The sequence below is a fragment of the Kiloniella majae genome (genome assembly GCF_002118315.1).
Taxonomy (GTDB): Bacteria; Pseudomonadota; Alphaproteobacteria; order Kiloniellales; family Kiloniellaceae; genus Kiloniella; species Kiloniella majae.
In genome coordinates this window covers 576,652-600,477 of sequence record NZ_MTSZ01000003.1, presented here as the reverse complement: position 1 = coordinate 600,477, position 23,826 = coordinate 576,652, and the positions used below count along the sequence as shown (strand labels likewise).

The 23,826-nt window shown below is 44.9% G+C and carries 10 protein-coding genes; 9 read left to right on the top strand and 1 reads right to left on the bottom strand.

Going from position 1 to position 23,826, the window contains the following annotated elements; genetic code table 11:
- Nucleotides 1–309: 309 nt before the first annotated feature.
- From BKB51_RS12340 to BKB51_RS12295, 9 genes are all read left to right on the top strand, one after another.
- Nucleotides 310–978 carry an HAD-IA family hydrolase gene (locus BKB51_RS12340; RefSeq protein WP_085901375.1) on the top strand — a complete coding sequence of 223 codons (669 nt, stop codon included), beginning with the start codon at nt 310–312 and terminating at the stop codon, nt 976–978.
- A gap of 219 nt (nt 979–1,197) precedes the next feature.
- Nucleotides 1,198–1,575 (top strand): c-type cytochrome, encoded by a 378-nt coding sequence (locus tag BKB51_RS12330; protein ID WP_085901373.1) that lies wholly within the window; start codon nt 1,198–1,200, stop codon nt 1,573–1,575.
- A gap of 236 nt (nt 1,576–1,811) precedes the next feature.
- Nucleotides 1,812–2,201 (top strand): c-type cytochrome, encoded by a 390-nt coding sequence (locus BKB51_RS12325; protein WP_338066533.1) that lies wholly within the window; start codon nt 1,812–1,814, stop codon nt 2,199–2,201.
- Nucleotides 2,202–2,583: 382 nt separating this feature from the next.
- Nucleotides 2,584–4,881 (top strand): type I secretion system permease/ATPase, encoded by a 2,298-nt coding sequence (locus tag BKB51_RS12320; protein ID WP_085901372.1) that lies wholly within the window; start codon nt 2,584–2,586, stop codon nt 4,879–4,881.
- Between the two features lie 66 nt (nt 4,882–4,947).
- The gene (locus BKB51_RS12315) at nt 4,948–6,276 is read left to right on the top strand and encodes an HlyD family type I secretion periplasmic adaptor subunit (protein WP_085901371.1); all 1,329 of its coding nucleotides are present in this window, start codon (nt 4,948–4,950) and stop codon (nt 6,274–6,276) included.
- A 176-nt stretch (nt 6,277–6,452) separates the two neighbouring features.
- On the top strand, nt 6,453–7,160 hold the full coding sequence (locus BKB51_RS12310; RefSeq protein ID WP_085901370.1) for a transglutaminase-like cysteine peptidase: 708 nt from the start codon (nt 6,453–6,455) through the stop codon (nt 7,158–7,160).
- A 57-nt stretch (nt 7,161–7,217) separates the two neighbouring features.
- The gene (locus BKB51_RS12305; RefSeq protein WP_158090219.1) at nt 7,218–9,311 is read left to right on the top strand and encodes an HD-GYP domain-containing protein; all 2,094 of its coding nucleotides are present in this window, start codon (nt 7,218–7,220) and stop codon (nt 9,309–9,311) included.
- A 9-nt stretch (nt 9,312–9,320) separates the two neighbouring features.
- A complete protein-coding gene (locus tag BKB51_RS12300; RefSeq protein ID WP_085901368.1) occupies nt 9,321–10,373 on the top strand; it encodes a trypsin-like serine peptidase in 1,053 nt (350 codons plus the stop codon).
- 184 nt (nt 10,374–10,557) lie between these two features.
- A complete protein-coding gene (locus BKB51_RS12295; protein WP_085901367.1) occupies nt 10,558–10,824 on the top strand; it encodes a hypothetical protein in 267 nt (88 codons plus the stop codon).
- A 146-nt stretch (nt 10,825–10,970) separates the two neighbouring features.
- Here the strand turns inward: BKB51_RS12295 and BKB51_RS12290 are convergent, their stop codons facing one another.
- Nucleotides 10,971–23,768, bottom strand: coding sequence for a DUF5801 repeats-in-toxin domain-containing protein (locus tag BKB51_RS12290; RefSeq protein WP_085901366.1), 12,798 nt, complete (start codon nt 23,766–23,768; stop codon nt 10,971–10,973).
- Between the last annotated feature and the right edge of the window lie 58 nt (nt 23,769–23,826).

Genomic DNA, 23,826 nt, shown 5'->3' with positions numbered 1-23,826 from the left:
GGAGGTCCCAAGGATCACCGTTGGTTAAGTCTTTCACAGTGCTTACCCCCTACCCCTCTTGGGATCAACCATTAGAATATGTCCTATCAACAAAATCAGGCGAAAATATAGCGAGCAAAAACTGACATAGAAGAAATTGTAGCTCAAATCACCTTTTATTTCTGTGTGTTACATTATATTTCGATTTATTACAGGATAATGCTCTCTATAAATTGGAAATGAAGAGTTCTTGTTTAAAAGAATAATCCTGTTTAGCTTTTGCCCCTATCGTACCGAGAAGCATATCATCAACAAAACAAGTTTATCTTTATGACCAAACGCAATGTACTTGTCTTCGACCTGGACGGCACTCTTATTGAAAGTGCACCGGACCTCGCTTTATCTTTACAAATCCTATTGAAAAACGAAGGGCGCAGAGAACCAGACCTTATCGAAGTTAAATCCATGATTGGTGATGGCGCGACAAAGCTGGTTGAGCGTGGTTACGCCGCGACAGGATCCGCCCTGTCAGAAAATGAACTGAAAGAAAAAGTCAAAAATTTTCTCGAGATCTATTCAGAAAATCTTGTTGTTGAAACCCATCTTTACGAAAACTGTCGTACTGTCCTCAGAAACCTGAAAGCAGCGGGTTGGAAACTTTTAATTTGCACCAACAAACCCTATGCACCGACCCTGGAAATCATGAACAGGCTCGACCTCAACAATCTGTTCGACAAAGCTGTTGGTGGAGATAGCTACCCCGTAAAAAAACCAAACCCTGATCACATCCTTAAACTTTTGGATGAAGCAGGGGCAAGCACAGAGCAGGCAATTATGATCGGCGATGGCGTCAATGACGTCCTTGCCGCTAGAAACGCCGGGATACCTTCTATTCTATTCACCCATGGCTACGGTACCGAAGCAGCAAAAGCCCAAAACCCAGATATCACTATAGACACTTTTTGGGAGCTTGAAGACGCTATCAATAGCCTTGCATGAAACTGCGACATTACCGCACGCATCAGCAAATAAAGAAGGAAAACGCTCGTCAGCAGGATAAAATTGAGCATAATCAATTCTTAAACAAATCTATTGAGCTAAGTTGCACCAAGACAACTCGCCAAAGATCTATTAATGTTGAAGGCTCGCTAAGTTATTACGACTACGACATTTAACTGATAGAACGAAACGACACATACTATTCAGGAGAGAGTAATTATGGCAAAAATCGCCACCATGGCCTTGGGCCTTGTTATCGGATTAGGTCTTAGCCTTAGCGCCGCCCAAGCTGGCGATGCAGCCGCGGGCAAAAAGGTCTTTAAAAAATGTAAAGCTTGCCACACTATTGATGCAGGTGGGAAAAACAAAGTTGGTCCAAACCTCCACGGTATTATTGGCAAAGCCGCTGCTTCCGTAGAAGGCTATAAATATTCCAAAGCAATGACAGCTTCCGGCATTACATGGACGGAAGAAAACCTCGCTGAATTCTTCAAGAAACCTAAAAAATTCGTGCCAAAAACAAAAATGTCTTTTGGTGGCTTGAAGAAAGACAAACAAATTGAAGATCTTATCGCTTATCTACAAGAGAATAGTTAAGCTCACTAAGTGCTTGTACGCAAAAAACCCGGGCTTCAGAGCTCGGGTTTTTTATTTGCATATAGATATAACAATTTCTCGCACTCAATCACGTGTTCGCGAGACCTTACAGACAAATTAACTTTCCCCCCGCATGATACCCCTTATCAATCGCGCAGGTTTAAACCTCACTCACTCTGAGGCTGACCATATAACGAGAAAGCTGCTTAATCAGCTTCAATCAGGAGAGAATAACTTTGTCGATATCTACACGTAACAGATTTTTAGTTCTTGCAATGAGCTTCGCCGTAACCTCATCGCTTTATATTGGACAGGCCTCAGCAGGGGATCCGGCTGCCGGGAAGAAAGTCTTTAACAAGTGCAAAGCTTGTCACACAATAGGTAAAAATAAAATCGGTCCTGATTTAGCAGGGCTATTTGGCCGCCCCGCCGCCAGTGTCGAAGGGTACAAGTATTCCAAAGCCATGAAAGCATCAGGAATTACCTGGACGGAAGAAAATCTGGCCCAATTCCTGAAAAAACCAAAAGCATTTGTTCCCAAAACAAAAATGGGCTTCGGCGGCCTGAAAAAAGAAAAACAGATTGAAGACCTGCTGGCTTATCTGAAAGAAGCGACAGCACAATAATTTCTATAAGATATAATCTAGTTATAGCTTGATTTACTTAGAGATCGGTATTTTACAAAGTCAGTTGCATCATGCAGCTGGCTTTGTCTTTTTCTTCCTTTTTTCTGCCATTTACTTGTCACGTGACATTCTTTGGCCTTATCTGCGAAGTATGCTATGAAGCCTGTATATTATTTTGTATTATCGCTTAATTCTTGAAATATTTAAGATTATTATGCTTAAAAATAAGGACACCAGCGGTCTTACTCAACTATTCGTTAACCTTAAACAGGCAAGCTAGATTTAGTTATTAAGGTTAACAGATAGATCATATGATTTTGCGCCAAGGCCCTACACTCCCTTAGGGTCTTGAATACTATTTTTCGGGGGAAACGGGGATAGAATGAGTTCTGAGAATACAGCGAGTAAACCCAAGAGTGGTAAAAAGGTTTCCGCAAAAGAGAAAAAAGCAGCAGAAGAGCAGGCCAAACAGCAAGCTGCTGATGCTCTGAAAGCTTCAGAAGTGATCGACGGTGGTGTGCCACCTAAAGCAGAGTGGCAGGTTGATCCCGGCTCTGTAAACTTCGAAGATCCACTTCTTGAATGTGTGTATATGCTTGCGTCGATGATGCAAAGGCCTATATCCGTTGAAGCACTGAAAGCCGGACTTCCGCACAGCGATGCCCACTTCACACCCGACTTGGCTGTTCGTGCCGCGGAACGTGCGGGCTTAACAGCAAGAACCGTTCGCCGGGCAACAATCGAAGATATTCAACCCGTTACACTTCCCTGTATTGTTCTGCTAAAACAAGGCGGAGCCTGCATTCTTCTGAACTACACAAAATCCGGCAAGGCCAACATCGCCATACCGGAAGGGCGCGGGCAAAGAGAAATTACCGTAGAAGAACTTCAGGAACAGTACACAGGCTATGCAATATTTGCGCGGACAGAGTACAAGTTTGACTCACGTGCATCAGATATCCAGCTAAAAAAACCTAAAGCCTGGTTCTGGGGAACACTGTTCAAATTCTGGCCGATCTACAGCCATGTTATGTTGGCGTCCATTTTGATCAACATGTTTGCCATCGCCAGCCCTTTGTTCGTCATGAATGTGTATGACCGCGTAGTTCCGAACGGAGCCAGTGCCACACTTGCTGTTCTGGCAATCGGGGTGACAACAGTCTTCCTTTTTGAATTTATTATGAAAAACCTGCGAACCTATTTGGTTGATGTAGCAGGTAAAAACGCTGATGTAATCATTGCCAGCCGTCTGCTTGAACAGCTTATGGCAATGAAACTTTCTAACAAACCCCCTTCAACCGGGGCCATGGCAAACAACCTGCGAGAATTTGAGTCGCTCCGGGACTTCTTTACATCAGGTACTCTGGTTGCTCTGATCGACTTACCTTTTATTTTCCTCTTTATCTGGATTATTTCGATTGTCGCAGCCCCACAGGTTGCTGTGATACCATTGATTGTTGTGCCGCTGGTCATTCTCGTCGGTGTATTCCTTCAAATTCCCCTGCGGAAAGTTATTGAAAGAACCCACAAAGAATCCAGCCAAAAGCATGCCTTGCTGGTTGAAACTATCGATGGACTAGAGACCATCAAGACGACGGCAGCAGAAGGGCGCATTCAACGTTCGTGGGAACGCTTTGTCGGTTTAACGGCGGACTCAGCCGGTAAAGCTAAACTACTATCAGGTATTTCAACGACCTTTGCACAGTTGGCCATTCAGATGACCACCGTTGTTGTTGTCATCGTCGGCGTGTTTTTGATCATCGAAAAAGAGATGACCATGGGTGCTCTCGTTGCCTCCAGTATGCTGAGCGGACGTGCGCTTGCACCTCTTGGTACCATTGCGGGTATGCTTACCAGATTACAACAGTCTCGTGTTGCTTTGAAATCGCTTGATAACATCATGAGTTCAGAAGTTGAGCGTTCAGAAGACAAAACCTATCTTCACCGCCCACGTCTAAGCGGTGAAATTGAACTAAAAAAAATAACGTTCAATTACCCGGGACAAGAAGTCAAAGCGCTCGATAACGTCAGCCTCAAAGTTAAACCGGGCGAACGTGTTGGTATCCTGGGGCGCATTGGTTCGGGAAAATCAACAATCGCACGCCTTTGCCTGGGGCTTTACGATCCAACCGAAGGTTCCGTCCTTGCCGATGGCACCGATATCCGCCAGATTGATCCAGCGGATCTTCGCAGAAATATCGGTTACGTTTCACAAGATAACTATCTCTTCTTCGGATCCGTAAAAGAGAACATCTCTTTTGGAGCTCCACACGTGGATGATCAGACAATTCTGCGTGCCGCATCCCTTGCAGGTGTAACGGATTTTCTTAAAACACATCCTCATGGATTTGATCTCCAGGTCGGTGAACGTGGCATGTCCCTTTCAGGTGGGCAACGGCAAGCCGTTGTTATTGCCAGATCATTACTTCTTGATCCGCCAATCCTGCTAATGGATGAGCCAACAAGTGGTATGGATAACTCATCAGAAGCAGCATTCAAACAACGCCTATCAAAAGCAGTTGTTGGAAAAACACTGGTTCTGGTCACTCATCGAAGTTCACTGCTTACACTGGTTGATCGTCTGGTCATTGTCGATAGTGGCCGGATCGTCGCTGACGGACCAAAAGCAGAGGTTCTTGAAGCCTTGAAACAGGGACAAATCCGGGCGAGCGCCGGATAGCCTCCTGATCCATAAGCCATTGAGAACAATCAGACAGAAATAAAGACACAAGGAAAAGGCCCAATCATGTCTTCCATGTCTAAAAAAGACGAAGATCTATTATTTGCTCCAGATCTACATGCCGCGACCCTCAGAAGAGGGCGCCGTATCGCCTACACGCTTACCTTCACAGCATTTTTGTTTTTCCTCGTGTTCGGCACATGGGCAACCATGGCAGAGCTGGATGAAGTAACACGTGGCGAAGGTACCTTTATACCGGCACAAAAAACCCAAATTATCCAGAATCTCGAGGGGGGTATTATTACCGAACTTATGGTTCAGGAAGGTGATATCGTTGAGAAGGGGGATATCCTTCTTCGTATTGACAATTCTCAAGCTACGTCAACGGTAAAAGATTCTAACGAGCAACTAAAAATTCTCTCCGCGACAGTCAAACGTCTGACCGCAGAGCTGAACGATACGCCTTTGGAATATACAGAAGCAGAACTTCAAAGCGCACCGGATCAAGTCGCGGATCAAACATCGCTATACAATGCAAGAAAGCTTCAACAAGAAGCACAAATCAAAGTTCTTGAAAATCAGTCCCGACAACGCCGCCATGAAGTATCAGAGGTGAAGAGCCGGATAGGGCAACTGAGGAACTCTCTTGCTTTGGCACGCGAAGAGCGCAACATAACCAAACCACTTGTCGACAAAGGCATTTCGCCAAGGCTTGAACTTATCCGTATTGATCGTCAAGTTGCAGACCTTGAAGGTGAAATCAAAACGTTGCGTACAAGTTTGCCTCGCCTAGAAGGCGCTGTCCTAGAGGCAAAGCAACGTATTGACGAAATGGTCCTGACTACAAAAGCAGAAGTATCTGATGAGCTCAACAGATCTCGTGCAGAGATGAAGTCGCTGAGCGAACGTGTTGCAGCAGGTGTGGATACTGTTCAGAGAACAGATATCAGATCCCCTGTTCGCGGTACAATCAAAGAACTAAAGCGTAACACTGTTGGTGGTGTTATTCGTCCGGGTGAAGATATTGTTGAAATCGTCCCACTGGATGACACCCTGCTTGTCGAAGCCCAAATCCGTCCATCTGACCGTGCCTTTCTTCGCTCTGGCCAGAAAGCAACCATCAAAGTTACAGCCTATGACTTCTCTATTTATGGGGGGCTCGAAGGGAAGCTGGAACGTATTTCAGCTAGTACCATCAAGGATGAAGAAGGCGAGAGTTTCTATCGTGTCTATCTGCGTACTGCTGATAATAAAATTGTCAGCAAAGGTAAGGAGCTGGAAATTATTCCCGGTATGACAGCAAATGTCGAAATTCTAACAGGTAAGAAAACTGTTATGGATTACCTGTTAAAGCCAATCCTGAAAGCACGCGATTCAGCCCTTCGGGAAAAGTAAGAATTTATCTTAAATTTATTATGGTGAGCATTCGATTGGATGCTCACCATCAACACAACGTGAACGCGACAAATTTACCTCTTCCACACCATAAAAATTAAGACTCTGTTAAGCGGTTCTTTGCCATTTTAGAAGCTGCATAATTTTATTTATTTCTGGCGAACGCGACGCAGCCCTTGACCGACTTTAAGCCGTTACAAATCATCAAAAAGGCCGCATTAATTGCATCCTTGGCTTCTGTTCTTGTGAACACGATGCCTATGGATGCTGCGCATGCCCAGTCGCTTGGTGATTTGGCCAAGGCAGCCAAGGGTAAAGGGACAGCCCTGTTCAGAACAGTTGAATTCAGATCCAAGTCATTCAAAGCGCTACCACAATGGGCCCGTGTGTTAAAAAAATCAAAACCTGAAATCAGGTCATTTAACGCCTGCGCAAACAACATCGCCAATTGTAAAACACCGCAACAAAAATCCTGGCGGAAAATAATTCATGCCGCCAAGAACATGTCGCGGCGACAGAAGCTTGATACGGTAAATAAATTCTTTAACCGTTGGCCCTATAAACTGGACCACGAAGTTTATGGTGTTAGCGAATACTGGGCCTCGCCCAACCAGTTCATGCGAACATCCGGTGACTGCGAAGACTATTCCATCGCCAAATTCTATGCCTTGAAAGAACTTGGTTTTAAAGACAACGAAATGCGTATTGTGATTTTAAAGGATAGTATCCGTGGTATTGGGCACGCAGTACTGGCAATATATGAAAAGAACGATATCCTGATACTGGACAGTCTTTCAAACCTGATCCTGACGCATACAAAATATCGCCATTATATACCTCAGTACTCTATGAATTCGACGACACGTTGGGCACATATCAAGTAAGATGATGAAAACAGTCCAAAGACACAAATGCTCCCCGGGGGGACAGAGCGGAAAACAATGAAGAAAAACGGTAAAGAGAAATTCGAATTTCACGCCATAAACGATATGGCCACATCTGAACGCCCGGCTAACCGGCGTACAGTTGTCACCGCGGCTCTTGTTATTGGTGCCCTCATACTCATGTCGATTATTGTCCCGGGCTTAATCATTAATGACAGGAAAAGCACTGTTATAGCCAAAGTTCAGGATAGACAGGAAATTCTCGCTTCCGGACGTAGCGAGCTTGTACAGACCTGGCTAGACTCTGTCCGGGCACAATCCGACAGGTTGGTATCCAATGAACTTTTCCGTCTCTTTGCATACGAAGTAGATCTTGCGGGTGGCGATTTCACCCAGATTGTTCCCCCAAAACCAGACGAAGATCCCGATTCAAGTCTTGGGGTTTCTCTGTTTGAACAGCTTCCCTTTATGGAACGTGTTCTCACTGACTTTACCATTAACAGTGATTTCACAACTAGCTATCTGTTTGGAAAAACAGGTATCGCTTACCTGACCAGTGGCGGTGCGGACCCAGTAACCGAGCAGCAAAAGCAACTTGCCATGTCAGCATTCGGACGCAAGGAAGTAACCTTTGGTCCGGTACGTGTTGATTCATCCGGGCTGGTCATGGACTTACTGCTACCTGTACTACCCGCACAGTCAGAAGCGGATGAAGAAGAGCCTGTTGGCCTGATGCTTCTTACTTTTCCTGTAACCACAAAATTTGGTGAATTTCTCTCTCAACGAGCTTTGTCTGAAGAAGGCGAAATCACCAGAATGGTCCAAATTACCAACAAAGGTTTCCAGGAAATAACGCCACAGGATCCAGAGCTAATCCGCGATATCACACTGACATCAAACAACGAAGATATCTTTGCCTTTGCCCTTCGCCCGACGATCGGGATTGCCGCTAAAGAGGTCTATTCAGTTGGCGCTCCTTTGATCCCTGATCAGTTGTGGATTTTCCAGGAAGTTGATCGCGTAAGTGCAGAAAAAAGCCTGATTGAGTTCAGAAATATTGCCTACCTCCTCGCTGGCTTTATCGTACTTATCGTCGCGGCTGTCTTCCTAGCCTTCTGGTGGCGCCTGAACAGTGAGCATAACGGTGCATTGGCGAAACAGTTCAAAGATCTCGCCACACGCATTCATGCGCAAAAACAGTTGCTGGATAAAATTAATGGCTCCATTGCTGACTTCATCGGCCTGAAGGCGGTCGATGGCAGCTATCGCTATATTAATCCGGCCTTTGCCAAAGGTGTTGGCCGAGAAGAAGATCAGCTTCTTGGCATGGATGATGCCGCTATCTTTGGCACCGGCACCGCAGCCAGAATGTCGATCAGTGATCAACGCGCCGTTTCTACCGGCGGTGTGGTTACCAACAACGAACGCGTATTCCTGAACAACAAAGAACATCATCTGCAAATCAGCAAAGTGCCATTTGTTGGTGAAGACAATCAGGTATCCGGCATCGTTTCTGTTTTCCGGGACGTTACAGAAATCGTTGAAGAACAGCGCAAAAAAGAAAAAGCTGTCAAACAGATGGTAACTGCTTTGGTTCGCGCCGTGGAACTCCGCGATCCGTACTTAGGCGGACATTCGCGTCGTGTATGTCTTTTTGCCCTTATGGTTGGCAAACGTATGAACCTGAGCACACTCGAAATTTCCACATTAGAGATCTCATCAAACCTGTCACAAATCGGTAAACTGGCTATTCCACGAAGTATTCTCAACAAACCAGAACGCCTGACACCAGAAGAGATCGCCGAAATCCAGAAACATCCTAAACATACGCAACAGTTGCTCCGGGGCATTGATTTTGATTTGCCTGTTCTGGAAACGATCATGCAAATGCACGAACGTCTTGACGGCAAAGGGTATCCTCGTGGTTTGGTTGGTGAAGAAATATTGATCACAGCCCGTATTCTTGGGGCTTGCGATGTTTTCTGTGCGCGAATTGAACCTCGTTCTTACCGCCATGGGCTGGAACCTCTGCGAGCATTGGATATTCTCGAAGAAAATAATGATCGCTATGACACGGGTGTTATTAACGCGCTTAGGGATGTGGTAAACTCTGTCGAGGGCGAAAAGCTCATCGCCTCTATCCAGCACTAGGTTTTACCGATGCCATTAAGATTTGGGCTGTTAAGAGCTTTAAACGCCAAAGTAATGCTTTTAGCAGTCCTGTCGGCGGTCATCTTATCCAATACCCCAAGTCAGGCTTCTCAAAAGCTCGCTGCACGGGAGCGTATTCTCGTTAATGCCATGGAATACCCCTGGAGTACCATCGGCAGGCTTAACGCAGCGGGGCGAGCACACTGTACCGGCGCAATGGTCAGTGAACGTCATGTACTGACCGCCGCTCACTGTATCTATGACGCAAAAACAGGACGATGGCTTGCCCCTCAAGAGCTGCATTTTATCGCAGGCTATCAACACGATCAGTACAAGATCCATTCCAAGATCAAATCCTATAAAAAATCATCGCGTTATAAACCAAAGAACGAAGCCTCTGCCAGAAACACAGAAACCGATTGGGCGCTTTTAGAGCTTGCTGATCCCATTGGTACACAAACTGGCTGGTTAAAACTCGATGCCCTTGATAGATCTGTTCGCAGTCGACTAAAAACCGGGCAATCCCGTTTAATTACATCAGGTTATCGAGCTGGCGCCCCAAATGCTCAGACAGTTGATTTTAACTGTCAGGCTCCGAAAAAATTCAAAGGTAACGATGGTATTGCTCATCAATGCTTCCTTCAAAACGGCGATAGTGGCTCGCCCCTGCTTCTATATGATAAGAGCGCCTTTTCCATTGTCGGCATAAACGTTATAGGTTTGAGCGCAGATAACAGAGGCATCAATGATTACGTTGGCGCCCTGAACGCACTACGCTTCCACCCGCAACAGGGTAAAGATGATGTAAAATCCGGCATCGGAAAACTTGGTTTTCTCTGGGATAAAGGTGCCTACCCTGCCCCAGGAAGTGAAGCTTCAACATCCCCGGAACAAACCATCGCTACGCTACTTTCCCGCCAAGGCTATCTGGTTGGAAAACCACGGAACGCAACCTTAGACACCATTACCGCAGCGGAAAATCGTTTCAAAAAAGCGAAGAAAATTCCGGCAAGCCACACAGATTTACAGCTATTGGGTGATCTCATTCTCTCGTTAAAGTAATATAAACCAGATCTGCTTTATCTTAAAAATGGACACAATTTTCTTCATGCCTCCATAATGTTTGTACTTCATTTGACCATTGGGTTGTTATCATGAACTTACAACGAACATATAGAGGCACATAAAAACAGTACTAAGATGATGTATAAACAGATGGACAACTATTGTTAAAGGATTAGCCCCCATGGAACATGTATTCACAGATGGCGTTGGTTCCATCACGGTTGTTAACGGCAACGTCCGCATCGAACTGCGCCAAATCGTCCGCGACCCGAATAACGTTGGCAAACTGGTTTCCGAACCGACAACAACCCTGATCATGCCGCTATCGTCGCTGAAAGACGCAACGGTAAAACTCGCCAACACCATGGAAAAAATCCAGTCCGATGAAAAAGCCAAAGCTCAAATGGACAAACAAGACGACGATGAAGATGCCTTGACGCAGTTGTAAAGAGCAGCGACAATAGCTGTTACCTGTTAATTGACGGGAGTTTTCAACTAAAGCGTCCCAATACATTTCTATAAATAAAGAAACATACAAAAGGGGCTCCCAATTAGAAGCCCCTTTAATTAGCACTTTCACTTTACAAGAATGTTTTAAAATACATCCCCATTAAGATCTGTCACTTCAATATCTTCATCAACTTTCAATATAGACGAAGCATTTGTGTAGGTCGTGAAGCCATCAGTAGTCGAGCCCTTGGTCCACTCTGCACCAGAATTATCCTGATCGGTTAATGTTACACGATCGCCATCCGTTCCCATGATATGAAGCGTATTTGCATCTGCACCAGAGTTACCGGAAGTTATATCAAGCACATCAGCCGCTGTTAGGCTCAAATCAATACCAACATTTTCAGAACCTGCCGCATCTTCAGTAAGAAGGATTCCTTCAATTTTAGAAACATCGAAGGTATTGGCTAAATAGCTAGACATATCCATTGTGTAGAAAACATGACCGTCATCTTCTACGTGTATATCACTACCATTATCTAGGCTACTCTCAGATAGATCAACTGGCGCATCTATTCGTATTAGATCAAAACCTGAGCCACCATCAAGCCACTCATTGTTGTTATCCAGATCCATAACAAGAATATCATTTCCACCACGGCCAAATAAATCATCGAAACCATCACCAGCATTGATGATTGAGTTTTCATTTCCTCCACCATCGCTGCCTCGAGTATCTGCCACTCTATCTAAATCATTATCAGAGCCACCCCAGAGGTAATCAGAACGATCATTGGAACTTCCAGTCGGAGTGCCATCGGTATTGCCATCATCAAGAATTGCTTCTTTAATGATTTCAGTTGGGCCACTCATAGATGGCTTAACTTTGCCGATAATCGCAAAGGTATCCTGTCCACCAGGACCGTCAGCACTATCACTCAAATGAGGATGACTACCACCACCTTTGGAAACCAGTACAGTTCCTTCAACCTCAAAATAAGTCACTTGAACCTGTCCACCATCAGTATCTGTAGCTTCTAGAGACGTGATGTAATTCTTATTCGGATCGATAGCAAAACCAACATCATGCCCGGAAAGAACATCATTACCTTCCTGACCAGTGTTATCCAATGAGATGACCTTAGAATAAGCATTCTTTGGATCATCTTCATCATAGAAAGTGAAGATAAAGCTCTGTCCATTAGAATTACTGTTCGTAACCAAAGATCCATTAAGAATATTTGGATTATCAACAGGAACATCATTGACGGTAACAGTCAGGCTAGAAGATGCAGTATCACCATCACCATCTTGAATAATATAATCGAATGTCTCAATGGTTGTTTCTTCAACTGACGGTGCGGCGTAAGTATAAGCACCTGTTATAAAGTTAACAGATAGCTGTCCGCCAGCCTCTGTTTTGATGGTTATTGTCGAACCGACTTTACTCAAGACATCCCCGCCAACATCAGATGTATTGGTATAGATAGCACCACCAACAGCAATCGATTTTAGCGCTGTATCACCTTTACCATCCGCTCCAAAACTATCATTGGTTAGAACATTACCTGATGTTGAACTTGGAAGTGTTGCCAAAAGTGTAGGCAGCAACTCATCTCCTGGAATAACCTGTGCACCACCAGTATTATCTATTGGATCAAGGTTAGTGGTCGATAAGTTGGTACCAACACTAACAGCGTGAACATCTGTTCCTGTTGGCAAGCCAGCAAACCAAGCAGCAGAATCTTCAGTATCAATACCTGCGCCAGGAGTCCCATCAACTTCAGTGTTTGCATTAGAAGAATTTGGCATTCCGTCTGAGAGGAAATAAACAGCTTTTTCGCCAGTAAGATTGAGAACTTGTTGATTGGTCAGGGTTTGCGTTAGACCCGCATCATAATTCGTAGCACCACCTGCACTAATCCCGGAGAAGTATGTCTCTACTTCACCTGTAGATGTAAAAGTACCCGAAATAGACGATGCAGCGCTCAGAGTATCCCCTGAATCAAAGGTGACGATCTGAATGTTTACACCGCCCTGCGCTTCATAGCCTGCAATCAATTGTGTGATCGAATCTTTCGCAAGGTTTAATCTGCTAATAGTGCTTCCATCGTTATTAACAGCCCCTGAAGAGCTATTCATACTTCCAGATGTATCCAGAACAAACACAAGATTATAAATCGCTGCCGTTGGTTCATCCAAAACCACTGCCTCGGGATCACCAACAACGGGCCCATCATCATCGACAGTAACTGTAAATTTACCAGGAACAGAGCTATCATCACCATCCTTCGCTGTAAAAGCAAAGGTCAGGTCAATATTATCTTCTGTATCTGCTGTTGGATGATCCAGTGGCTTCACCTGTGTGAAGTTATAGGACCCACTTCCCGAGTTGTTCAATGACGCATGGAAAACCACAGATCCAGCAGTTGTCGATGACGGAGGTGTATCACCAGTATAGGCGACTAGAGCGCCATTTCCATTATCAAGAACCACAAAGTTAACATCTTCTCCACCCGATTTGAGGCCAGAGAAATCAATCTCAGAAGGATCAAAAGTCACAGTGCCAGCCCCGTCAGGACCAAAAGTGATATCAAGATCTACATTGGATACGGAAGTATCTGAACCACTGCTGTCACCAACATAAGGATCATCAACATTACCGTTAATTAAACCTTCTTCGTCAACAATACTGTTCACAGGTTTCCCGACAACAGGTCCTGTATCAGTAATTGTCACTTTCAGGGTACTGGTCGATGGAGATCCATCGCTGTCAATAATCGTATAGCTTATCGTATCAACAGGATTGCCGTTTGAGTTATCAACATTTGCTGGCGGAGTATATTCATAAGTGCCATCAGTGTTGATTTTAAACGTGCCGCCCGCAGTTCCAGTGATCGGCTTGCCAATATTGTCACTATCACCATTAACCTCTGATACCTTACCACGACCATCACTACCAAAATCATCATTTTCTGTGACATCACCAGTAATCGTAGCTGCCCCTTCGGCAACACTCTCTGTATCTTCAACTGCCAGAGGCCCGGTATCCGATACCTTTACAGTGATATCAGCAGAAACACTGTCTTTGTCAGCATCTGTCAAGGTAACGTTGAAAACAACATTCAGATCAGCAGAATCAGTGTGATCCAACGGAGCCATACTTACAAATTCGTATTTACCTGTTGCAGTGTCGAAAACAAGTTCATAGACAACTGTATCACCTGCTGTACCCGTGACTGTAATAATACCATCATCTGTAGAAGAGGTCGCAACCACATCAGTTTTGCCAGATTGTATATTGGTTGGCCCTGTGATTTTAAATGTACCCGGCGTATCGGCCCCGGTATCAAATGTAATCTGACCAAAGGCAGAATTTTCAGTGATATTTACCTGAAGGTTAACATCATCATAATCTTTATCACCAACATCAATATTTAAATCTTCCCAATTCTGGTTACCAGGTGCCGTAATCAGATCCTGTACATGCAAGCCAGATGGTAGCGGACCAGAAGCCCCATCAGGATCACCATCAGGGTTAAGGGTCGGATCACTGAAATAAAGCTTCTCTGCTTGAGAAGAGTTCAGAGTTACGCCGTCTTTAACCACGGACCATTTATTTGATCCCGCAGGTGCATCTTCCACAAACGTAACCGGCCCGCCTGTGAGACCAGTATTTGCTCCCGCACCATCCGGGATAAGGAAGAAGCCAATTGAAACAGCACCGACAGTCATCGGGTTAACATCAAATGTAACCGGAGAACCAACATCGAGATCTTTTTCGTTCGACACAATAATCTCGCCACCAATTGGCTTTCCATTTGCATCCGCATAGTAGAAACCAAAACTGTTTTTATAATCAGCTTCTGTTTCACCACGGGATGTAACAGTTACAGGTGTAATCCCGTTCAAATCCTCTAATTGATAACCAACAATGGACGTTACATGGGTTTCGGTCAGACAAATAGTGCTGCCGGTCATGGTTGGACCATCATCAAGAACTTCAACAGTAACATCTGCATCCGCTTTTGTGCCGTCACCATCTGTCAACTCGACATTAAACGACAAACCAGATGTTAAATCTTCGTTGTGGTTGGTCGGGTGATCTGGATGTTCCAGTGCAGCATATTGTTTGTATGTGTAATCCCCGCCCGTAGTAATGCCAAAAGTGAAGACTGTCTCACCTGTGCTCAAATCCGCACCAGTATACCCGTAGAGTACATTACCAACCTGAATCGTATTTACAGAGAGATCACCATCTGATGTCGTAACGCCAGTTGTATTCAGGCTAAGGGCAATAGACGCAATTCCATCAAGACCTCCACCAAAGGTGCCAAAGCTGCCTGTGTCAGTAATGGCGGTGTCATCACTATCCCCATCATTATTGGCATCAGTTCCTTCTGGAAGATGACTTTCGTCGACATTCAGTTTCTCAGGAGTACCAATCTCTGGTCCTGTATCCTTAATATCAACCTTAAAGCTATAGGTATCCTCATCAGTATTGTTAGCATCGGTCAGAGCATTACCAACTTCAGCATCAACTGTCGTTGTTTTTACTGTAACATCTATATCACCTGTCACACCTTGAACTGGTGTAACCTTAAGGCCTTGGATCCAGGTGTTAACCTGCGCCTCGGTCATACCGGAAGTATCAAATTTCCAAACATTTGAAGTTGACGTATCAGGTATAAGGCCGCCAAATCCTCCAAGACTGCCCGAGCTTAAGCTAACTTCAACAATCGTGATGCTCTCGGAACCATCAACATCTGTACCACCCTGAGCTTCAAAGTCAGGTCCGCCGGCATCAAGTGTTGATGCACTTGTTGTACTGTCATTACCCAGAGAAATCGTCAGCCCCAGAGAAATCGGACCATTATCCGAACCACTCAGGTTACCATAGCCAAGCTCGGATCCATCAACAACAGCATCAACTGTGATCCCCGTCGGACCATTATTACTGCTTGCTTCCAAGCTACCGTCAACAACAACAGCATTCGCAGTAATAGCAATGTCATCACCCTTGTTCGCAGCAGCTTTCGCATTGAATGTAACAATAACATCATGTGTTGTTGGTGTATCAAGAGTAAATGTTGTTTCTGTACCTGTTGAAGAAACAACATAATCACTCGGGTCAATGACAGAACCGTTAATTGTTATTGTAAAAGCACCGTTCTCAACTGTGACATCGGAAGGAATATCCAAAATAACTTTGGAAATCTGATCATCATTAACAGACTTAGCTGTAACCTTGATCTCACCAAATGTGTCCTCAAGCAAACCTGCTGAAAGACTACCATCCCCATCAGGGTCGGAAACTTCAACCGTTACTGTCGGCGGTGTAATAAGAGTTCTAAGATCAATTGTCAGCGTTGCTGTATCTGTATCCCCATCACCATCCGTGAGTTGATAGGTAAAGGTCTCTTTAGCTCCAGAAGGATAGTCGGAGGCTGTAACAGTGTAGGTATAGTTACCATCACCATCTATCGTGATCGTTCCATACGTACCATCAGCTGTTAGCGATGTACCTACTGAACCTGTACCATTAACAATGCCTGTAACATCAGCACCATCAGCACCTTCTGTGTCTTTACCGCCATTAGCAGTCCCTGCAGCAGTCATCACGTTACCTGTCGCAGTATTATTACCACTGTCCGGTGTATCATCAACTATGTCAGTATCATTAACGGCTGTAGGAACATCATCAATAATCTGGATAGCAAGTGTCGCAGAGACTTCATCGCCATCAGTATCTTTCACTGTTAACGCGATATCATCAAACAATTCATCCGCACCCGGCGCATGATTTTCACTATCTTTCAGCTCATAACTATAACTAACAACACCAGTGGCTGAATTGTACCCGGTAATTGTAAGAATGTTACCGAGTTCAGTCGTAATTGAGACAGGTGTAGTTCCAGAAGCTAATAATTCTGTTTTTGTGATAGTTATGTCTCCAGATTCTCCTTTGATAATAATACAATCAAGACCATCTTCAGCCGTAATCTTGAAATCACCGGTAACCGTTGTTGTCTCTGGGGTATCATCACTTCCATCAGGAAGATCATCTTCATCAACAATCGCATCACCACCCAGTAATGCTGGTGTTAAATCAGTTATATACACCCCCTTATCATCGACACAGACACAGATATCAGCAGTGTCAGTATCATTATCAGCGTCCGACATTGTGTAGGTAAATACATCTTTACCATGTACATCCGGGCTGGTTGTATATTCGATTGCGCGGACAAAATAATCCGAAGAGTCGCCTCCAGAAGCTCCATCATTTTCATATTCAGTCGCTTCAAAAACAAGATACTGGAAGTCCGCAGGAGGGTTAATTGAAATTGTCGCAACATTATTGCTGCTACCAAAATCAAGTGACGAGCTGTCAAGAACACCTGCACCGACGATATTACCGTCCGCATCATAGGCTTTCCAAGTGCCCTGCTCATGCCCGGTCGAGCCACCTTCATCTTTAAAGATGTTAGACAGGGTAATTGTCGCGCGATCTACACCTTCATCAAAATCAACAACTAGCTTCTGACTATCATCAGTATTCAGGTCATGATTAATTTGATTCTGACTTCCACCACTGGTTTGATTTCCTTGAACACCAATTCCACGACCAGTGAAGGTAACTTGGTCATTAGGATCATTCAGCCCGCCTGGCGTTAGATCAAGGGCTTCTCCAGCTTCAAAGGCATAAAGCTTCACGTCGTTCCAATCGGCAGATGAACCTGAAGTTCCAGCACTACCAACAGTATTGGTAACTTCAAAATGATCTTCCTCGTATGCAGTGTAAGTTCCCTTACCATCTGCTCCGATTTCCAACTCACCAAATTCACCTTTAATGATTGTTGTACCTGTTGCAGGAACATCATAATCCTGACCATCAAAAGTAACCTTCGTCACTGTCGCAGGATCATCAGCACCAACACTATCATTTGCGAGAACATCAACATCAACAGAGTTGGTCAGTGTCAGACAGTCATTACCTTGGTTGGTATAATCATCGTTATTCGCAACGGGAACATCGTCTTCAACTGTGACTGTTACAGCAGTATCAAGAACGACATAGTCACCATCTGCATCTGTTGCGATAAACGCACCGGAAAGATTTAGACCAAGCGTCTCATCATCACCTGTCGCATCAGCACCATCAGTCGCTGCAGGGTGATCAATCTGATCAACAAGCGTTACAACAAATCCACCGGAACCATCGGAAGTAAGCTCAAATACAACACGGTCATCTGAACCGTCGCCAATCGGGCCCTCAACAACACCTTGGATCTTGCCTCCAACTACCTTGTAAACAACCGTGTTCAGAGGACCGCCAGAGGTAACCGGGTTATTATTCGTATCCAGAACAGCTTCACCATCAATGCTCTCATCATCAACAGTCTCGTCTGCATCCGCAGCAAGAGTGTTAAGGCTGAAACGAACAGGCTCATCTGCTCCAACGGAAACCGTCGCAGCAAGATCAGTAGCACTGATTGCATGACTGGAAACCTTACCACCTTCATCATTACCAGTACTCTGACCTGTCAAAGCATCTTCATGGACAGTGACATTAACCAAACCTTCTGTCTGATTGATCGGAATATCATCTTCAATCTGAACAGTGACAGCAGTATCAAGAACGACATAGTCACCATCTGCATCTGTTGCGATAAACGCACCGGAAAGATTTAGACCAAGCGTCTCATCATCACCTGTCGCATCAGCACCATCAGTCGCTGCAGGGTGATCAATCTGATCAACAAGCGTTACAACAAATCCACCGGAACCATCGGAAGTAAGCTCAAATACAACACGGTCATCTGAACCGTCGCCAATCGGGCCCTCAACAACACCTTGGATCTTGCCTCCAACTACCTTGTAAACAACCGTGTTCAGAGGACCGCCAGAGGTAACCGGGTTATTATTCGTATCCAGAACAGCTTCACCATCAATGCTCTCATCATCAACAGTCTCGTCTGCATCCGCAGCAAGAGTGTTAAGGCTGAAACGAACAGGCTCATCTGCTCCAACGGAAACCGTCGCAGCAAGATCAGTAGCACTGATTGCATGACTGGAAACCTTACCACCTTCATCATTACCAGTACTCTGACCTGTCAAAGCATCTTCATGGACAGTGACATTAACCAAACCTTCTGTCTGATTGATCGGAATATCATCTTCAATCTGAACAATGACAGCAGTATCAAGAACAACACTGTCGCCATCAGCATCAAAAGCTTCAATCGCTCCCGACAGATCAAGGTTCAGAACCTGACTGTCATCATTCGCAGTATCATCAGCGTGATCAATCTGGTCATTCAGTTCAAAGACAAAACCACCTGCACCATCGGATTTAAGCGTAAACACAATCCGCTCTGGAGAACCGGCAACACCAACAATCATCGCTGGGGTATCAACTGTCGCAGCAACAAAGCTATACTTAACAGCATCACCTTTAGATGTAACAGCAGAAGCAGGAACGGCAGCAACATCACCATCCGCAGGAACGGCTACTGTCATTACATTACCGCTAACAGCATCGTTCAACTCAAAACGTGCAGGCTCATCAGCTCCAACCGAAACCTGTGCAACCAAATCATCATACTTGATATCCGCACTCTTCGACTGACCAGCATCATCATTACCTTCTGAAAGATCTTCACCATCAACTGTCGTCAAAGCATCTTCGTTTACTCCAACAACAATCGCATCTTCATCATTGTTAAGTGGAATATCATCTTCAATCTGAACAGTGACAGCTTTTTCAAGAACAACACTGTCGCCATCACGATCAAAGGCTTCAAAAATACTGGAAAGATCAAGAGGAAGAGTTTCTCTGTCGCCAGGATATTCGTTACCTTCAGTTGGCACAGGGTGGTCAATCTGGTCTTCAAGATCAAACTGGAAACCACCGGAAACCTTACGAACTTCAAAGACAACTCGTGCCGGATTGCCAGCAACACCATTGACTTGTGTTGGGCTTACATAAACGTAAGTAACCGAATCTCCTTGAGAAGTAATCGGTGTTCCATCTGGTCTCGTAACAGGGCTACCCGTAAGAGTAACAGCATCGTTGAACTCAAATCGGACAAATTCATCAGCGCCGACGGATACACGACTGGCTAAACTTATATTTCTGATAAAAGCCGTTTCTCGATCAAATCGATCATCGTTGCCATCAGATAGATCACCAGGACGATCCAATGCGTCTTCATTAACTTTATATCTGAGTGCTTCCTTAGAATTGTTTTCGGGAACATCATCTTGCACATTAATTGTTACAGCACTGTCCAATACGACAGAATCTCCATCAGCATCAAATGCTTCAAAAACACTGGAAAGATCAAGAGGTAAAATTTCTCTGTCGCCAGGAAATTCGTTACCTTCAGTTGGTACGGGATGGTCAATCTGGTCATCAAGGTCAAACTGGAAACCGCCAGCCACTTTCTTTATCTCGAAGACAACCCGATCACTACCGAAAAGTCCATCACCAACGACAACACCATTAACTTGTGTTTCACTTACCCAAACATAGGTAATTTCGCCACCTTTTGATGTAACAACTTGATCACCAGACATTACTTTAGTGCCCGAAATCTCATCGTTTAATTCAAAACGAGCAGGCGTGTCCGCACCAGCGTCAACTCGACTAGCTAAATCAACATTAGCGATAAAAGCCGTTTCAGTATCATTTGGATCATCATTACCCTCTGAAGAATCTTCCAGAAAGGGATTAAAGATACTTAGCGCATCTTCATGAACCGTCGCAACAATCGCATCAACATCATTGTTAATAATCGCATCGTCTTTAACTGTAAGCGAAATTGTCGCACTTGCTGTATCTTTGTCACCATCAGTAATGGTTACATTAAACTCTAGATTTAGATCTTCATTGGTGTTCGCTGTATCGTAATGTTCAAACGCCTGATACTGGCTGTATTGATAGTTACCATCGCCATCCACACTTAGCGTGAACACCAAATTATCATCCGAGGCGTTTAGTGGTGCAGTTGGTTCCGCACCTGTATAGCCATAGAGAACGTTCCCAATCTGGATAAGGTTAACAGGAACATCACCATTAGACGTTACAAGCGCAGCAGAGGTATCGTTATGATCACTAACACTTGTTAGGTCAATCTTAATGCCATCCCGTGCATCTGTTGTACCGTCATCTGCCAGTTCACCATCGGTACCAAATTCAAAGTTATCAAACGTACCCTGTGCCGTGATCGGTTTTGCATTATCGGCATCACCATCATTAGTACCATCTGGCCCATTATTTCCGCCCAGAAGATTACTCTCGTCAACAGAAATGACTTCATTACCTGTAATAACAGGGCCATCATCTTCAATATCTATATTGAAAGTACCTGTATCAGTATCCCCTTCATCATCAGTAATCGTGTACCCAAGTGAGAAGTCAGAACCTGATCGCACTTCTTCATCGTGAGATGTTGGATCATGATCTTCCGGATTTTCTTCAGAATGTTGAATTGCAACATACTGAACAAAAGTAATTGATCCAGTATGTGCACCGTTTTCCAGGTTATCTCCATCTACACCATCGTTGTCTTCACTGATAACAACTTTAAAGGCAACAACGCCAGTATCTGTGATGCCCCAAACAATATTATCATTCGCATCATTAAATAGATTAATGGTTTCTCCGCCAGTTGTGACCAAGCCACTAGGACCGTTTACGGCATCAAAAGCGATATTTTCCAACCCATTATTCGGGACAGAGGGCGTCGGATCGGAATCAACTGTTTGCGTCACAACTGCATTATCAACTGTATTATATGAATCATCCGAATGATCATCTTCATCATTGGATCCATCTGTATAGAGATTATAAGCTAGCGCCCCTTGAGCCGCGCCAATAGGTGGCGCTGAAAGCTGTAAAGTCACACCATCAGGAAGAGCAACATCAGGCGTTCCACCTGTAATATCAGTAATAGTTGATAGATCAACAACTTCGTCAGTTGGCTGAGGATCACCATCATCGACACGTGTCGTCTCATCATATGAAAGAGAAACAGATCCGACAAACGGCTCATTTTCCGTAATAGAAACTTCAATCGTTTTCGCGTCAGTAACAGACTGATTATTTTCATCGACGGGCGTGCCATCAGGGTCTGTAAGCTCATCACCAGACGTATTAATTTCTGTTGCAACGGCTCTTACTTCAAGATTTGCAGAGCTATTAACCCGCTGCTCGACAGGTCCATCTTCGCCTTCTACAGTAATTGTACGATAAGAGCCATCTGCATTACGAGTGTTTGTCCAGTCATTCGGATCGAACTCGATCGTCTTATTAAATTGACCACCATTCCCATCAACAACTTCAGAAACATCTATAAAGTAACGAACGAATTCATCAGACCCGGTTTCATTACCAATAGACTCACCATCTGGACCTAGTCCTGATGTGTTACTTTCTAAGGAAAACTCGCCCGCTCCGCGAGGTTCACCGCTTGCAAGCGCAATCTGATATTGCAGTGAAGCAGGTAGAGCCGCCAGGTTATCTGTTACATCCTCCAGTAGCTCGCGACCTTCACTATCAAAGGTTACAGCAAAAACCTTATCGCCTTGCATCTGCCAAATTTGGGCGCCTGAAATTGCCACGATATCCCAGTCTTCAGGAACACCATCTATAATGATCTCGTGCGCTTCAGAATCATCCTCATAATCAGCAAATTCAACACTGACATTAACAGAGACTAACTGCTCTTCCGACTGACCAATATTCAAATCTGAATCATTCGAACCATCGTTTGTAGGTTCCGATTCAACATTAACGGAGTTTAAATTGAGATTGTCGTCTGTAGATACAACATCTTGAGTATCTGAAGGGGCACTAACCTCCAATCCTAGAGGCACATCTGCGACAGCATCAACAATAGCGACTGTTGAATAGCCAAGTGTTGCGCTTTCACCTGAATCCGGGTCTGAAATTGTTGCAGAACCCGTGATTGTGATATCCGCATCAGAATGCTGCGGAGGTAGAACATAAACGTCAGCGAAATCAGAAGGAGAGACCGTTACAGGGAAGCCGCCCGTATATTCATCAGCTTCATCACTGCCACCAATAAACAAACGCACGCCTTCAGGCAGTTCATTAATAACAACAGAATCAAGCGTTTCATTGTCAGCAGGAACAAAAGTTAGCACCATGCGCATCGGTGCAGCATAGGTTTCAAGAGAGCCACCCACAAAAGGATCACTATCCAACCCGTCGTCACCGTCGCTCAAATGATGGTTAGGGAGCCAATCCTCGAAACCGCCACCAAAAGAACCCGTAATGCCACCGTTTGGACCTTCTTCAACTTCGGTAATTGCTGTAATGAAACTGATCAGCAAAGTACCCTGTGCAGGGTCGGTGATTTCGTCTTGCCCACCAAGTAAACCGAACTGAAGTTCTGTCGGGTCGATCACGCCTTGCGCATTCAGGAGATCAATCGCACTACCGAGATCATCACTATAGACGCTTCCGCCGCCGCCAGCCGGACCAGCACCTGCGCCAGCTGCTGTTTCAAGGGTTTCACCTTCGGCAAGGGCCTGTGCCTGACCGATCAAAAGACCGGCGGACAACTCAACACCGCCAATAATAAGAACAGGCGCATCCGCGCCTTGAGATTCTTCGACCAAATTCTGGAAAACAATTCGACTGTCGGCTTCCCCGTCACCGTTTGAGTCGAATGTCAGAACGAAATCATTACCGTCAACGACTGGCGTGGCAGCAGTTGCGTCGAAGTTAAGGTTCGCGCTCTGTCCTTTGACAAGAGAAACATTGACTGTTTCCCCTGCGCCCGGTGCCGAAACGTCAACTGCCCCCGCAGCCTGTCCGACCAGTACATCACGCCCAGTTTCCCCAACGACATTCACATCATTTGTATCTACCATTGCTTCACCATCATTTCGTTTAATATCATCAGTCATTTGGAATCCCCCTTAAGGTTCCTATGTCTTGTGCCTCTGTATGCACGACGAGTATGTA

Bases quoted from the DNA above. Each gene is read 5' to 3' on its own strand.
- BKB51_RS12340 (WP_085901375.1), top strand. From the start codon at position 310: ATGACCAAACGCAATGTACTTGTCTTCGACCTGGACGGCACTCTTATT.
- BKB51_RS12330 (WP_085901373.1), top strand. From the start codon at position 1,198: ATGGCAAAAATCGCCACCATGGCCTTGGGCCTTGTTATCGGATTAGGT.
- BKB51_RS12320 (WP_085901372.1), top strand. From the start codon at position 2,584: ATGAGTTCTGAGAATACAGCGAGTAAACCCAAGAGTGGTAAAAAGGTT.
- BKB51_RS12315 (WP_085901371.1), top strand. From the start codon at position 4,948: ATGTCTTCCATGTCTAAAAAAGACGAAGATCTATTATTTGCTCCAGAT.
- BKB51_RS12305 (WP_158090219.1), top strand. From the start codon at position 7,218: ATGAAGAAAAACGGTAAAGAGAAATTCGAATTTCACGCCATAAACGAT.
- BKB51_RS12300 (WP_085901368.1), top strand. From the start codon at position 9,321: ATGCCATTAAGATTTGGGCTGTTAAGAGCTTTAAACGCCAAAGTAATG.
- BKB51_RS12295 (WP_085901367.1), top strand. From the start codon at position 10,558: ATGGAACATGTATTCACAGATGGCGTTGGTTCCATCACGGTTGTTAAC.
- BKB51_RS12290 (WP_085901366.1), bottom strand. From the start codon at position 23,768: ATGACTGATGATATTAAACGAAATGATGGTGAAGCAATGGTAGATACA.